The sequence below is a fragment of the Prevotella sp. ICM33 genome (assembly GCF_000517825.1).
GTDB classification, from domain to species: Bacteria; Bacteroidota; Bacteroidia; order Bacteroidales; family Bacteroidaceae; genus Prevotella; species Prevotella melaninogenica.
Map to the genome: position 1 here is coordinate 41,415 of NZ_JACD01000009.1, position 14,614 is coordinate 56,028.

At 39.8% G+C, this 14,614-nt stretch carries 12 protein-coding genes; 2 read left to right on the forward strand and 10 right to left on the reverse strand.

Annotated elements, in window-relative coordinates; all coding sequences use genetic code 11:
- Positions 1–105 precede the first annotated feature (105 nt).
- From HMPREF1505_RS02715 to HMPREF1505_RS02755, 9 genes are all read right to left on the reverse strand, one after another.
- Positions 106–735 (reverse strand): porin family protein, encoded by a 630-nt coding sequence (locus HMPREF1505_RS02715; RefSeq protein ID WP_036922180.1) that lies wholly within the window; start codon positions 733–735, stop codon positions 106–108.
- Between the two features lie 852 nt (positions 736–1,587).
- Positions 1,588–2,631, reverse strand: coding sequence for a gliding motility protein GldN (gldN, locus tag HMPREF1505_RS02720; protein ID WP_036922145.1), 1,044 nt, complete (start codon positions 2,629–2,631; stop codon positions 1,588–1,590).
- Positions 2,632–2,749: 118 nt separating this feature from the next.
- Positions 2,750–4,339 (reverse strand): gliding motility protein GldM, encoded by a 1,590-nt coding sequence (gldM, locus tag HMPREF1505_RS02725; protein ID WP_036922148.1) that lies wholly within the window; start codon positions 4,337–4,339, stop codon positions 2,750–2,752.
- 64 nt (positions 4,340–4,403) lie between these two features.
- A complete protein-coding gene (gldL, locus tag HMPREF1505_RS02730; RefSeq protein WP_036922151.1) occupies positions 4,404–5,201 on the reverse strand; it encodes a gliding motility protein GldL in 798 nt (265 codons plus the stop codon).
- Positions 5,202–6,683 (reverse strand): SUMF1/EgtB/PvdO family nonheme iron enzyme, encoded by a 1,482-nt coding sequence (locus tag HMPREF1505_RS02735; protein ID WP_036922155.1) that lies wholly within the window; start codon positions 6,681–6,683, stop codon positions 5,202–5,204. It abuts the gene before it with no gap.
- A gap of 9 nt (positions 6,684–6,692) precedes the next feature.
- Positions 6,693–7,631 carry a type IX secretion system membrane protein PorP/SprF gene (locus tag HMPREF1505_RS02740; RefSeq protein WP_051412295.1) on the reverse strand — a complete coding sequence of 313 codons (939 nt, stop codon included), beginning with the start codon at positions 7,629–7,631 and terminating at the stop codon, positions 6,693–6,695.
- Between the two features lie 596 nt (positions 7,632–8,227).
- Positions 8,228–8,449: a DUF2795 domain-containing protein gene (locus tag HMPREF1505_RS02745; protein WP_004337463.1), complete on the reverse strand. Its 222-nt coding sequence runs from the start codon at positions 8,447–8,449 to the stop codon at positions 8,228–8,230.
- A gap of 53 nt (positions 8,450–8,502) precedes the next feature.
- Positions 8,503–9,075 carry a cob(I)yrinic acid a,c-diamide adenosyltransferase gene (locus HMPREF1505_RS02750; RefSeq protein ID WP_036922161.1) on the reverse strand — a complete coding sequence of 191 codons (573 nt, stop codon included), beginning with the start codon at positions 9,073–9,075 and terminating at the stop codon, positions 8,503–8,505.
- A gap of 36 nt (positions 9,076–9,111) precedes the next feature.
- Positions 9,112–9,720, reverse strand: a complete 609-nt coding sequence (locus HMPREF1505_RS02755; RefSeq protein ID WP_036922164.1) for a hypothetical protein — start codon at positions 9,718–9,720, stop codon at positions 9,112–9,114.
- 380 nt (positions 9,721–10,100) lie between these two features.
- On the opposite strand from HMPREF1505_RS02755, the gene HMPREF1505_RS02760 reads away from it, so the two are divergent.
- Together HMPREF1505_RS02760 and HMPREF1505_RS02765 are read left to right on the forward strand one after the other, a co-directional pair.
- A complete protein-coding gene (locus HMPREF1505_RS02760; RefSeq protein ID WP_255326818.1) occupies positions 10,101–10,295 on the forward strand; it encodes a hypothetical protein in 195 nt (64 codons plus the stop codon).
- A 46-nt stretch (positions 10,296–10,341) separates the two neighbouring features.
- Positions 10,342–13,026: a fimbrillin family protein gene (locus HMPREF1505_RS02765; protein WP_036922169.1), complete on the forward strand. Its 2,685-nt coding sequence runs from the start codon at positions 10,342–10,344 to the stop codon at positions 13,024–13,026.
- 561 nt (positions 13,027–13,587) lie between these two features.
- On the opposite strand, the gene HMPREF1505_RS02770 is transcribed toward HMPREF1505_RS02765, so the two are convergent.
- Complete coding sequence (locus tag HMPREF1505_RS02770) at positions 13,588–14,571, reverse strand: transposase (protein ID WP_036922172.1); 984 nt, start codon at positions 14,569–14,571, stop codon at positions 13,588–13,590.
- Positions 14,572–14,614: the final 43 nt, after the last annotated feature.

A 14,614-nucleotide genomic window follows, 5' to 3' on the forward strand; every position in this document is an offset into this window, starting at 1 on the left:
CTATACTATCACAGAAACAATCTCAATATAATGTTCTATCACATAAAAATCCCATTTCATTTTCGATGAAATGGGACTTTTTAATATATTACTAAACTACTGTTCTTAGAAGAAATAAGCCAAACCCAACTGCCAAGAGCTATTACGACTACCCTCCTTATTAAAGACAGACGTCGCTGCATCAGTTGCTGTTTTCCACGTTGCATTGCCTGTTTTACCACAAGCAATATTATAGTTAGCACTAACTTGCAAATGTTTAAATGCCGTTACACCGAAACCAAGGTTGACACTGAAGTTACTATTCTTCAAAGCATAAGTACTTCTCATGTTCCACTGATACTCCTTTTCACCAATATTAAATGCAATCTGAGGACCGCCAAAGAAGAAAATACTTGCCATACTACCTAATCCAATAGAATAGCGAGCATTCACAGGAATCGCTATCTGCTGTTGTTTTACGGTCTGCGTCATAGTAGCATAATCAAGTTTGGCTGCTCGATAGTCATAGAGAACAGAAGCATCCATACCTAAACCTACTACTGGTAAGGTGAACTTCACAGTAGGACCAATGAACCAACCTGTCTGATTAGATTTATTAAAAACATCACTATCAAAGTAGAAATCACTCACATTCAGTCCTGCCTTTACACCAAACTTTAATGGTTCATCAGCATGGGCAGGAACAGAAATAAGAAATAATAGGGCTAAGAAAGCCAATGAAACAATTTTCTTCATGATCATAAGTATTAATGATAAAGAACTAAGTTCACTCCTCATCACGCAAAGCATATATGCTTACACATTTGAGAGAAGTCCCGAAAGAATACAACTATCCGAGTATCTTTATACATTAACCACATCCATAAGGCAATTATTGCCCAATTAAAATTAATTAAGTTTGGTTCTATAAAATTCCTTTAATGAAGTTTTATCTATCCCTCATTAAAGGCTGATTCCATCGTAGATTCTACAGAAGCAACCTTAAGGAAATTTAGGTTCTTCCAAAAGATGGAGCAATAATGTAAGCCTATTACATAGTAAGTTACAGAAGAAGCAGAAGAAACAGAACTTAAAACAATACACAGAGGTGTCTCTATTGGGCTACAAATCTAAAAATAAAACCTCTCTTCCCTCCTTCCCTCCGTGTGAGATTTAGCTTCAAAAGATAAAGAAATATATTGACAAAATAATCAAAGAAAAGGAAAAGAAATGACTTAAAAGTGAACTACTTTAGCACCTATGTAAGTCACTTGCTATCAAATAGTTGCAGAGATAGATTTTTAAAGGTGCTTAACAAGGCTTCAAAAGGGCGTTAATAAGAACTCAAAAGGGCATCTCTTGCAAGCCAATTGGGCGTTAAATGCAAGCCATTTGATGGCCTTTTAAAAATCAATATGTGAAAAATTAGGACAAAAAGGAATTTCAGTCATTTAAGTGATAAGCTTGGCTTGTTACATTTAGAACTTTAAGAAAAATAAAACAGAGCAACTCCAAGTTTCTTGTTACAAACTTAGAGTTGCTCTGTATGCCTCATTATATAATAGCTTTAGACTACTACACCAAACTTCCGAAGAGTAAAAAAGAATATTAATGACGCTCGCGGCGAACTGTTACACGCGCTGGAGAGACTCCTGCACTTCCACTTGAAGATGGACGACGAGAGCGACTAACACCACTTGTCGATGGACTTGTGCGACGAGAACGTCCAACCTTTCTTGGGGCTTTCTCAGCTTCCTTAGCCGCAGAGATACTATCAAGACTATCTCGACGAGCAGGATCGCCATAGATTGTCTTCTCGAAAGCAACCAACTCACGCTCTATCTTCTTCTGTTCTGCAGCCATTGCAGAATCATTTGGACAGTATTGTGCGAGTGTCTTACCTAACATATTGGTTGTCTTGTAAATCTTTCCCTTATAGAGATTCATCGTGAAATAATCGTCTACACTCATCGTTGCAGCATTATTCAGATTACTGGTCATGATCGTTTGCTTAGCAAGGAATGGGGCTAAGTCATCATAACGCACCCAGAAGAGCGGGTATTTCACTTCACCATCTCCGAAATCATCTTCACGATACATAATCGGGCAAAGAGCTACGACCTTACGATGAAAGGTTGCTGTTCCTTGATCATAATAGGCACTCTCCTTTAGATAATAGCCTTTCACCTCACCCGAAGGGATATCACTATTGTCAAGGCGAATACCATGATCGGTGCGCTCGTAGAAGATATGATAGTTATCAAGGAACTGCAAAGGCTTAACTCGAGCCGAATCCGTAAATATCTCATTGCCGTCCATACGATAGTTATAGGCTGCAATACCCCCACGATTAGGACCATTCATCATCAACTTGAAGATGTAAGTAAAGAGATTCATCTGCGAACCTACAGGCTCTGTAGGATAATATAATCCAGCATTAGCATCCTCGGTAAGTTTGAGTTCACGATAGATATCACGTCGCCAAACAACATCTTCCTCCATAGGAGCGGTTGTAGGGAAGGATATCTGCGCACGTGTAGTAATCGTATTAGCAGGCGACTGACGCTGTTGTTGATTACGACGTGCAGCAGGCTGCGCACTTACAGAGAGTGCCAAGCAGGCTGTGCAGACTATGAGAAATATCTTTTTCATTATTATTTTGTTTGTTCTTTACTAAAAGAGAAGCTGTGACATAGTGTTTTACAAGTAGATATAGTATCAACACTATCTATCAACTTGTCAACCCAGAAACTTGTCAACTCGTCTACTACTACCTCACAATAACCTCCATATTTCTTCCATTAAGCGTTCGAGTGGTACCATCAGGTCCATGAACGACAACGTTTGTGATATAGAATCGCTTGTTACGGCTCAACTGTCGGAACTGTTCTTTCTGCTGTGGAGAGAAGGAAGCACCGTTACTTGCAAGCGGTACAGCGTTACCCATATTATCAAAGAAGACAACACGGAAGCTGGTTACACTGAAAGGAATATCGAGTAAGCCATCATCAATAGCAGCCTGAATGCCTGGTGCAGACATAAGTGCTGCCTTTGAGAGGGCTCCACTCTTAAATCTATCAGCACCCATAGCGATATATGGCGATGGATCCGGCAATTTTCTCACACGGAACTGGTAGTCTCCAATCTTACGACCCTTAGCGGATACGGAGATAGTTACAGGCTGACCAACTGCTGAAGGACGTGCGATAAAATGTCCACCTCCCCTTGCTACGAGTGATCCACCTGACATAGTAGCTTGCACATCATGCTGAGAAGTATTAGGAATACTAATGGTGATTGGGTTATCAAAGCCTGCATAGAGTACGTTCATCAGGTCTGCTGCAATAGTAGCCATTCCATCGAAAGGTGGAACCTTCTGCATTCCTTGAGGACTGATATACTCTTTTGGCTGTGGACCACCCGTCACCCAATAGTCTTGTGAGAAGTTTCTACGCAACACATTACCTGTTAAGTCCTTGATAAGGATGTATCCACTCAAAGTATGTTTACCAGGTGCACCTGCTTTCACAGTTATCTGGTTGCCCTTAATAAGTTGTCCATTAACAAAGACCTGTGGCTGTTGTGTAGAGTCTACAGCCCCCATAAACATCTGTGCAGTCATTGATTCACCTGGATAAAGGCGTGTCTGACTTGGCACAACGAAAGCCTGAAGCTTGTTAACGCGTATGTCTTTTAAACCGACATTAGCCACCAAGGTGTGTAACACCTCACCTTCAGCATAGCGAACATCGCTTTGCAACTTAGAGAGAAGCGTTACTGCTGCCGCAACAGGCATATTTTCGAACATATACTCTTCCCAGTTCTTACCCATTGAATGGTGAGGTACCTCCGTAGAAAGGTTACTTGCAATAATCTTCTTCTGTCGTGGGTCTGTTACAAACTGCAATATACGTGCTCGATAGCTATTGATAGCCTCATAAAGCTTATGCCCTTGTCCATTGGCTGGGTTCAACATAATGTAACTGGCAGCCTCAATATTATCCTTTCCTTCGATGTTTAAGGGGTCACCTTTCTCACCATCAGCCTCACGAACGATGGCTACTTTCAGCGCTTGTGCATAGTTATAGAGGGAATCACTCATCTCTCTAACCGTAGATGCCATCATAAACCACTGCTTAACCTTCTGTGGATTCTTGCGCATCATTTGGTCAAGTTCGCCAAAGATAGCATCATTTTCCTTGGATGAATTCCCCGTCGTACGGTTCAGGCTCTCTTCAACAACAGAGAAGCCATTGAGTACCTCGGTAGAGATATTCAATGCCAACATTGCCATGAGGACGACGTACATAAGGTTAATCATCTTCTGGCGTGGGGAAATCTTTCTCTTCTTAATAGCCATTAATTCTATTATTTGTAGTGGGAAGACAGCTGAAAACAGACGCCTTCCCTACCATATTTCATCATTACAAGGTTTCAGGTGTAGACTGCTGAGGGGCAACATTAGGTGCTGCCACACGCATATTAACAGTCATTGCCTCAATCATTCGAGCATAGATACTATTGAGTTGCTCTATCTGCTGTGCCATCTTACGGGTCTGATCATTAATCTGATCGATTGTACCAATCTGCTGGCTGGCACTCTTAAGTTGCATCTCATAAACCTTAGCGATACCTGTGAGGGTACGATTAAGGTTCTCCATCTCTTCGCTATCACGTGTCAAACGCTGACTCTGGTCGTTCACCTTACCCAACATCTCTGTCAGATTCTGCAATGCAGCAACATAGTTTGTCTGTGCTTCTACCATCTCTGGTGTCTGCTGTTGTGCATCTGTGATAGCCTTACTCTGCTGACTAACAACGGCTGCAGCGATATCATTAGCTGAAGGCATTGCCTCTTGAACACTCTGTGCAATGTTCTCTGCAGCAGCATATTGTACCTGTGGCGCAGCTGCGGGGCGTTCTACAGTATTTTCGTTGTCATCAAGAAGTTCCTCAGTAACATGTGTTGGAAGTTCACGACCATCATCCGTCTTATCAAATGGACGGTCAAACGCCGAGAGGAAGAACACGATAACCTCAGTACCCATACCGAAGTAAAGCATAATATTAGCTCCCGGCAAATGGGTCAACTTAAACAAAGCTCCAAGAATAACCACTGATGCACCCCAACTATAACCATAGTTTAGGAACGTCTGCCCAGGAACACTATCCATCCACTTCTGCAGATGGTATATGAGATTGTATTTACTGTACTGTGTCATTTATCTTCTCTTTTTCTTACTGCTTTTCTTATTCTCTTTAGCTGCCTCACTTGAAGAGCTTGCAAGACTACGAACACAACGGAAACCGATGTAGCTACGTGGTTGGTTCTGATATTCCCAAGTACGCCAAGCACTGCGGATATAGCTCTCTGGATCCTTCCAGCTACCACCACGAACACTCTTCTTCTTCAAGCGATATGGGTCTTCTTTGGCTGCTTTATAGTCTAACTGTGGATTGAGGTCATTCATCGCATCAACACCAGCCTCTGTATAAATGGTACTTGTCCACTCGGCAACATTACCTGCCATATCGAACAACCCATTAGAGTTTGCACCATAGATTCCCACCTTACTCGTGATCAAGTTACCGTCTTTGGTGTAGTTTCCACGGTCTGGTTTAAAGTTGGCATAGAAACAACCGTTACCATTCTTAACGTTTTGATTGTCCCAAGGGAACTCATCTTGATTCTTTCCACGAGCCGCAAACTCCCACTCTGCCTCTGTAGGAAGGCGATAACGCTGTACATAGCGCGCCTCTTTTCCCAAGCCTTTAAGCAAATACTCCGTACGCCAAGCACAGAAAGCATTAGCCTGCTCCCATGTTACTCCTACTACAGGATAGTTGTTATAAGTTGGATTACTGAAGTAATTACGGAGATAAATCTCGTTGTCTGAATTGCGGAAGTCATTCACCCAACAAGTTGTATCTGGATAGATATTAACGATATAGGTATTGAGGAAGTCCCAAGGACCTGTCAACGGACGATTGATAGTCTCGCTATGAATAACGCCGTTTTCATCGACATAAGCTGTATCCTTTGATATCATCACAACCTCATTAGGGTCGACTGTGATATCAGTATTTAAATTACGCTCCTGTGGATTCAAACGGTTACGACGAAGGGCAGCTGATGTGTAATCGTAAATTTCATAACGATAGTTCAACTGTCTGCCATCAATGCTCTTCTCACCTGTTACTGGATTGGTTACATAAAGGCTTTCGAAAGCACGCTGCTCATCCTCATTAGGCTTACGAGGGAGTCGCTTGTTCCAATCCAAATGCGGTGTGACAGGATCGCCATTCTTGTCTTCTGTAATCATATAGCTTTCATCACCACCATATGCAGGGTCTGCCAAACGGGTACGGATAATAGAATCACGAACCCACTCTACAAACTGCTTGTACTCGGAATTGGTTACCTCTGTTTCATCCATCCAGAATCCATCAACAGAGATGTCCTTTACAGGTGTCTTCTTACCCCATAGGGAGTCCTGCTTTTCCAAACCCATTCTTAACCAGCCACGCTTGACAAGTGTCATGCCGTAAGGTGCTGGTTCGCGGAAGGCACGACCTCCACCAACGCCAGTGACCTCACCGCCACGACCTGACGATGCGGTTGACTTACCAGCAAAACAGCCTGTCAATGTTCCCAAGACGAGTGCACCAAGACAAATGGCAACTATACTTTTCTTCATTTTCATTATATCTTTCTATAGAAATCTTACGCTTTTATGTTTGTTCCTACCTTTCTTCTGCAGGTTTATATCGGTTTGATAGCTGACAAACAGCCCATGACTACCATTCTTGAAAGCTGCTGTACCCGTGTACATCTCATAGCTATAACCCAAGTTAATTCCGTGGAATGTTCCACCTATCATGGCTGTCACTGAGTTTGTTGGACTATAAGAGACTCCTCCGTAAAGTACTTTCTTTTCGTGCGTGTAGACTAATCGAGCGGTGATATCAGCCCGATAGTTCACGCCGTCATACCGTCCCAAGACAGAAGTCGGTATAGTAAGAAACGGATTTCGTAATTTAATATTGTATCCACCCGTTAAATAATATGTACGATTTATCTGTAATTCATTGGTCTCACCCAAATCTACTAAGGGCGCATTGAGATGCTGAACAGATGCACCAACATACCAGTTCTTATGTGTATAATAAACTCCAACACCCAAATCGAGTCCATGTCCGTTGACTTCTCCTTGTGCTAAAGCTGGATCGCTTGACTCTTCTGGGTCTAACTTAGAGCCATCTAATTTTTCAAAAAGCATACCCACCTGAACACCTGCAGATAGCATTCCACCCCAAAGGTCCTTACGAAAAGCGTATTGCCCCGCTACACGCTGATGAACAAAGGCTCCTAACTTATCATTCAAAATAGAAATACCCACTCCATGATATTGCTTCATGAAATAGATAGGCATGTCTGCTCCGACATAGAAAGTGTTTGGATTGTGCTCATAACCCGCAAAGTCGAGGGCGTATGCACCCACAACATTCAGTTTGTTGTCCTTTCCGACTGTAGCTGGATTAAACGATGGCTCCATCGCCCAATAGTGACTATAAGACGGATCGTACTGTGCCTTGACAGGGTTTCCTATCAGGCAAGCAAGTGGGAATATGAGTATTAAACGTTTAAACACGTTTCTATAACGTATGTCTGGTTGAATTATTGCTTTCTATACGTATAAATATTAAAGAGCATATGGATATAGAAAGGAAAACCTCTGATAAAAAAGGTCTACCACACCTCTACCCTTCTACATCTTCCTTGCCAAAAGAAAGAATGTATACATAAGTGATGATTGTAAATAAATTTCTCGTGTCAGATTTTTAATGATGCGCTTTTAGCTTTGAAAAGACGCCCAATTAGCTTGCAAAAGATGCCCTTTTGAGACCTAACTAACGCCCTTTTGAAGTCCAATTAAGCACCTCTTGCAATCCAAATTTATAAATTACTAATTATAAAAGAGTTGCAAGAAAGGCAAAAACCTTAGTGTCTCGATAAAAAACGACCAACAAAGATGATCGTTTTGTCATATAATTTCAAATAGCAAAAGCGATCGTTTTATCTCTATCTGAGTCTGTGCGCATAAAAAGTTAAGCCAATAACAAATACTATATATACAATAAAAGACTCATATACATATTAGTATGAGCTATTACTTGGGTTTTTGCTTCCCACTAACAACAATAAAAAAGAGGTTGTAACGCTACGTTACAACCTCTTTTCTATTCTTTAATATTCGTCTTCATTCCACAAGAAATCGTCCTTTGAAGGATAGTCAGGCCAAATATCCTCGATACTATCATAGACATCTCCTTCGTCTTCAATTTCTTGAAGATTCTCAAGAACCTCAAGTGGTGCACCTGATCGCATTGCATAGTCAATCAGCTCATCTTTTGTTGCAGGCCATGGAGCATCTTCCAGCTTAGAGGCCAATTCAAGTGTCCAATACATATTCTTATTTTTTTACATGATTCTTAGTGCGTGCAAAAGTAACATTTATTTTCTTATCTGCAAGTATTTTTCCATATTTTTTCACTTAAACTACTATCATTATTCAAATAACGTGACAAAATGAAGAAATAATCTGATAATCTGTTGACAAACTCAAAGATTTCTGGCGAAACTGTTGCGATATGGGATAGTGTTACAATTCGACGTTCTGCACGGCGACAGATTGTACGACAAACATGACTTTGAGCAGCTAATAGAGTTCCTCCTGGTAGAACAAAATGATGCTGTACAGGGAGTTGGGATGAGAGTTTATCAATATTTGTTTCTATCTCCTTAATAAGTTTTTGTGTGCAAAAACGGTCGTCTTCCTTTATCTCTGCACAGGCGAGTTGCCCACCGATTACAAAGAGTTCTTCTTGAATTTCCACCAAAAAATCAATTAAGCTGACAAAAGTATCTCCTTCTTTTAAGGTATCTGCTTGCAGTAACGAGATAAGTAAACCTATATTTGCATTTAATTCGTCTAATGTTCCATATGCTTCTATACGCATATCATCTTTCGATAAGCGACTACCATCACATAAGGAGGTCATACCCTTGTCACCTGTCTTCGTATATATCTTCATAATAGTATTACATTTCTAAAGTTTAACCTTGTATTTTCAAAAATTTACTATATATGATTGCTTTACCATATCTTTATTCAAGAATATGACCCCACAATAATATAAATCAAAGCTAACACCTGTGCGCGAATCTGATATAAGCTCTGACCAGTATTTATGAGTTTCTTTGTCACGCTTGATATTCTCTATAATCAACACACTTGATGAAGGTAAATGGTCCAATGCTTTATCAACAACGGTACGATAGTTTGCAACAAGAGGTACACGCAGCATACTATACTCACCAATGTTTGAGAATAAACGTATCAGTTCTTCTTCTGATGTCGCTTCTGTTATCCTATGATAGTTAACCTTTTGGCAACCTGCATCTACATAAATCTTGTAGCAAGAAGAGGTTGGATAACAATCTACAAATGTGTGACCTTGCTGATAATTCGCTAAACGGAAGTAAAACTTGCATAGTTTACGAGTTGTCTTATCAATCCCATAAACCTGCTCAGCAAGGTGTTCATACTTATAATAAGGATAATGTTCATTCACCACATAACGAATAAAACGATATGCCCAAGGCGACTGTACGCCGAATCCTCTGGAGTAGCGCACACGTCTTAGCCAAACTATAAATCGCTTGATGAAATATACCATGATAAGTTGATGTAATTGACAAAGTTAATAGTTTTTTCCTTATTAGAGAAAGAATAGATGCAAAAACCGTGAATTTAATTATTTTCACTCAATCTTTACAAACTCTACTCTTTACATACAAACAATTAACTGTTTTATCTATAAAATTATATTAAACGTCAAATCATTACACACTTTTATTTTAAAAAACATTAATAATTCGCAAAAGATTTATATCTTTGCACTGCTTTTTAAGAAAAGGTTGCTATACATAGTAATATAAAATCAGAACGATTTTTCTATCTGACAGGATAATCAGATGAAATATTCTTTCTACAATCTTTAATAACCACAGATTCTACAAACTGTATATTCAAGTAAACGATATAATTAAATATTACATTCTACAAATGGAAACAAAACGACAACTTGTAAAAGAGGTTTATATCAAGCCTTGTGCCAAGATTTTTGAATTGGCTGAAAAGAGTTTCATCATGGCTGTTAGCCCTAATGTACGCCCTGGAGGTGATGCAGGAGGCAGCATAAGAGTGATAGAGCAAACTGTAGATGACGAAGATACTGACCTTGAAGGATAGTCATCTCACTAAAGTTAAACCTAAAATATTTCAAATTAAACGAAGTATGAAAAATAAATTATCAACATTGTTGTTGGCTGGTGTAGCTACTTTGACAATGTTTTCTTGTGTCGATAATGACAACTTGAATGAGAATAACGGAGATAATGATGCATTAGTTTCATTTGGTGTGAACGATGTTCAAACACGTGCTATTGCTGTAAGCGGTAGAACTTTAACTCGTGGAGCAATTAATCCTTATCTTTCATCAGAAGATCTTGCACCACAGAAATTGGATGTTAAGGGTGCTGACGCTGAAAAGCTCTGCATCATTGAGACAACTGTAGAGGGTGTCAATCCTGTTCAGGCAGATGCTCAGACACGTGCTAATGTTATTAAAAACATTACAGAGAACTTCTCTGCTTCTGGTCATCGTGGTACAACAGAAGCTAATATCACTACTAAGCCTGAGTGGTTCTACAATGAGCCAACTTTGAGTAATGGTAAGCTTGTTACTCCAAGAAAGTGGAGTTGGGCAATTCCTCACGCTCGTTTTTATGCTGTATTCCCACAGGTTAAGAATGAGTATACTAAGATTAAGCTTTCTCCAGAAACTTATGAGGGTAGCCCTTATATTGAGTTTGAGGATGAAACAGATGTAACTAACCAGAAGGACTTGATGACTGCTTGCTCTGGTCATGTACACTATTCTGTTCAAGGTACTGCTCCAAGAACTGACTTAGACTTCCGTCACGCACTGACTGCTATCAAATTTGCTGTTGGTCAAAACCTTTCTATCAACAAAACTATCAGTAAGGTTGAGATCCGCAATGCTTTGAGCAAAGGTAAATATACACTTTCTGACAAGTTTGATGGTACTGGTGCTAAATGGGAGAATTTGAGTGACGCTAAAACCTTTAAGCTTGAAGGGCTTGCTGTTAGCACTAATCAGAACCCTAACGCAGTGCTTACTGGTAATGATGGTGACAACTATACCTTCTATATGATTCCTCAAGAGCTTACAGGTAAGAATATTACTGTATATGTTGAGTTTACTGATGGTTCTAAAATTGAAAGTACACTAAAGGGCTCATGGTTAGCTGGTACTACCAAGACTTATAAGCTTAGCGAGAAGAACTCAACATGGGAATATACACTTGAAACAACAAACCCAGCAAACGTAGCATACAATCAAGACAAGTCTAATGACTATCTTGTAACAAGTTACAGAAATGCTCCTGATGGAACAAAGCAGCCTGTTAAATGGAAGGCAGTTGGCTTTGAGGAGTATGACCGTGCAACTGACAGTTGGACTAACTTGGGCACAAATAAGCCTACTTGGTTGACAGCCATGTCTAAGGAAAATGGCGAAGGTGGTGCAAATGCTGAGTCTGGTAGAGCAACTATAACAAAGGCAGACTTGAAAGATCGCCTCACAGAGTATAATAAGGTATTGCAGACTGCAACAGAGAAAGGTGCAGCAGGCAACTACTACAACTTGTCAAATACTAATGGCGGTGACGCTATCCAGAACACAGCTAACAGCTACTTGATTTCTGCTCCTGGCTACTATCGTATCCCATTGGTATATGGTAATGCTGTTAAGGGTGGAACTACAAATGAAAGTTCATATAAGACTGCTCACACAGGTACTGATATTTTGAGTAATTTCAAAGATCATTTAGGAAATGACATCACCACTCCTTACATTAATGTACAAAATGCAAGTAATCCTGCAACACAAGCATCTATCGTATGGATGGACCAGCAGGCACTTGTTGACGGTTTGAGTGTTACAAACAATGGCGACAAGTCATTTGTTAACTTCCATGTGTCTGCAGCAAATATTAAGAATGGTAATGCTGTTATCGCTGTTAAGAGTGCAGATGGTACTATTATGTGGAGCTGGCACCTTTGGTTCGACCATAGCGATGCGTTGAGTACAATTGAAAGTACCAACCATGATGGTAACAAGTTTAAGTTTACAAAAAACATCCTTGGCTATACATTATATAAATGGCAAGCTACATCTTATGAGTCAGCACGCGCTGCACGTATGAAGATTGAACAGGAATTAGGAAATGGTGAGAAGAAAACTGCATACATTACTATCACACAAACTCCATACGCAGAAAGAATCTATTCTACAACATTCTATCAGTTCGGGCGTAAGGATGCTTTCCCTGGCGTAGATGTAGATAAACTCTATGGTGGCACTATTGTTAAAAATGCAGGTGACGACATGTCTATTAAAAATTCTATCCAGAATCCAGAGAAATTCTATACTGGTGATGTTTCTTGGGCTAATAATTATAATCAATATAACTTATGGTCAATGGAAACTACAGTGGTAAAAGATCCAACAAATGCTCTCGTAAAAACAATTTACGACCCATGTCCTGTTGGTTTCCACATGCCTCCATATAACGCTTTTACAGGTGTAACAACAACTGGTGAAAATGTAGTCTTTCAGCCTGGGAAAATAAATGCACTTGGCAACTGGGATCAGGGATATCACTTCTATACCAAAGATGCATCGTCACCATCTACAGTCTACTTCCCAGCTATCGGTTCACGCAGATATAACGATGGTGAGTTGTTCGGAGTCGGTGGTAAAGGTATTTATTGGAATGGTATCGCTGATGGTATTAGAACTGGAAGATGTTTTACAATTGAGGAAAATGATGTAAGACCGCTGATGGAAATTACACGTGCAGCTGGTGGCTGTGTCCGTCCGGTAGCAGCACAATAATATCAATCTTATTTATTCAATAAATAATACTATAATACAAAAGAGCAGCATACTAAATGGTATGCTGCTCTTTTGTATATAATTGATTTAAAACATAAGGGTACATCAGTTGACAACTAAATTAGATGAAGTGTAATAAAAAGTAAAAACAGACCAAATAATTCTCACTTGATTAATACACTATAAACAAAATATAAGAGCACATTAAGTATTGCCATTACAGCTTACTTAATGTGCTCTTTTCCCTCCTAATAATACTCTATTCAAATGCTCACATTTGCATTCCAATAGAATAAGCCATCAAACCATTACCCCAAAAGCCCTTTCCTTTCGATTTAAACGACTTAAAAGATTCAAACAAGCATATAATCTGCTAATAACAAAATTACGCCTATCTAACCCATTAATCTCAACTAATAAGTAAATAGTCAGATCAAGTTCATTAGCCTTAATAAAAAAGCATTAACCATATTAGCCTTATTAGCTTTTGAGCGCTATTATCCGTATCAGCCCTATAAGCCTTATTAATCCAATTAGGGCTCAGTAGGAAAAAGGTGGGGATTATGCATATAGGTTTTTAATTCTAAACAAAAAGAAACTTTTGTCTCTGACTCCTCTCAGATTCGTTCTGAATAATTTTATTTTTGAGTTGAAAGATTCTGCTGCTGCATTTGATGCTCTATTGTTGTAAAAATTAAGGATATCATCATAATGCTCATAGAATGTAGCTGCAATAACATTGAAAGAATCAAACCCTGCCTCTTCCACCTTATTGTACCATTTAGCCATTGATAACCTTGCTGCATTTTTGATGGTATTCTTGGCAAAAATCATTCTTAAGGAATGACACAGACCATAGGCCGTCTGAAGCTTAGGATAAAGTTCGAAGAGTATCTTAGCTCTCTGTTTCTGTGAGTCTGTCCATTTCTCTGAAGACTTGAACAGAAGATATCTACTCCTGGCTAGCAGTTCCTTCTTCGTATCTCCATTCTCAAAGGTGCGAGGTTGATACTTCTTTCCTATAAGTTTAGCTTCCTCCATTTCATCATTTGCCTCCTGTATGGCTCTCCAACGATAGTCTATCCTCATCTGCTGTACAGCATCACAGGCAAGCTTTTGAACATGAAACCTATCAATGACTCTTTTGGCTTTAGGGAAGCTATGGCGTACTATCTTACGCATACTGTCTGACAAGTCTAGTGTTACCTCCTCGACCTTCTCACGCTTTTGTTCATCTATCCTATCGAGTGCCTCACATACCTTCTCAGACTTTGTTCCAGCAACCATTGCTACAAGGCAGCCCTTCTTGCCATGTCTGTCCCTATTAGTTACTATCGTATAAAGTTCTCCGTTGGACAGAGCGGTCTCATCTATAGCAAGATGTGAACCAATATTATCAGGAAACAGAAGCCAGTCCTCAGCGTGATATAGCTGATCCCAATCCCTATAGCCGCTAAGCACCTCCTTATATTGTTTCTCAAACTGATGTCCATCGATATGATAAAATTCCTCAAGCGTACGGCAGGTCACTGGGGATGTCTCCATACGTTTCTTTTAAAAAAGCTCCGAACTCTTTGGAATAACGAGT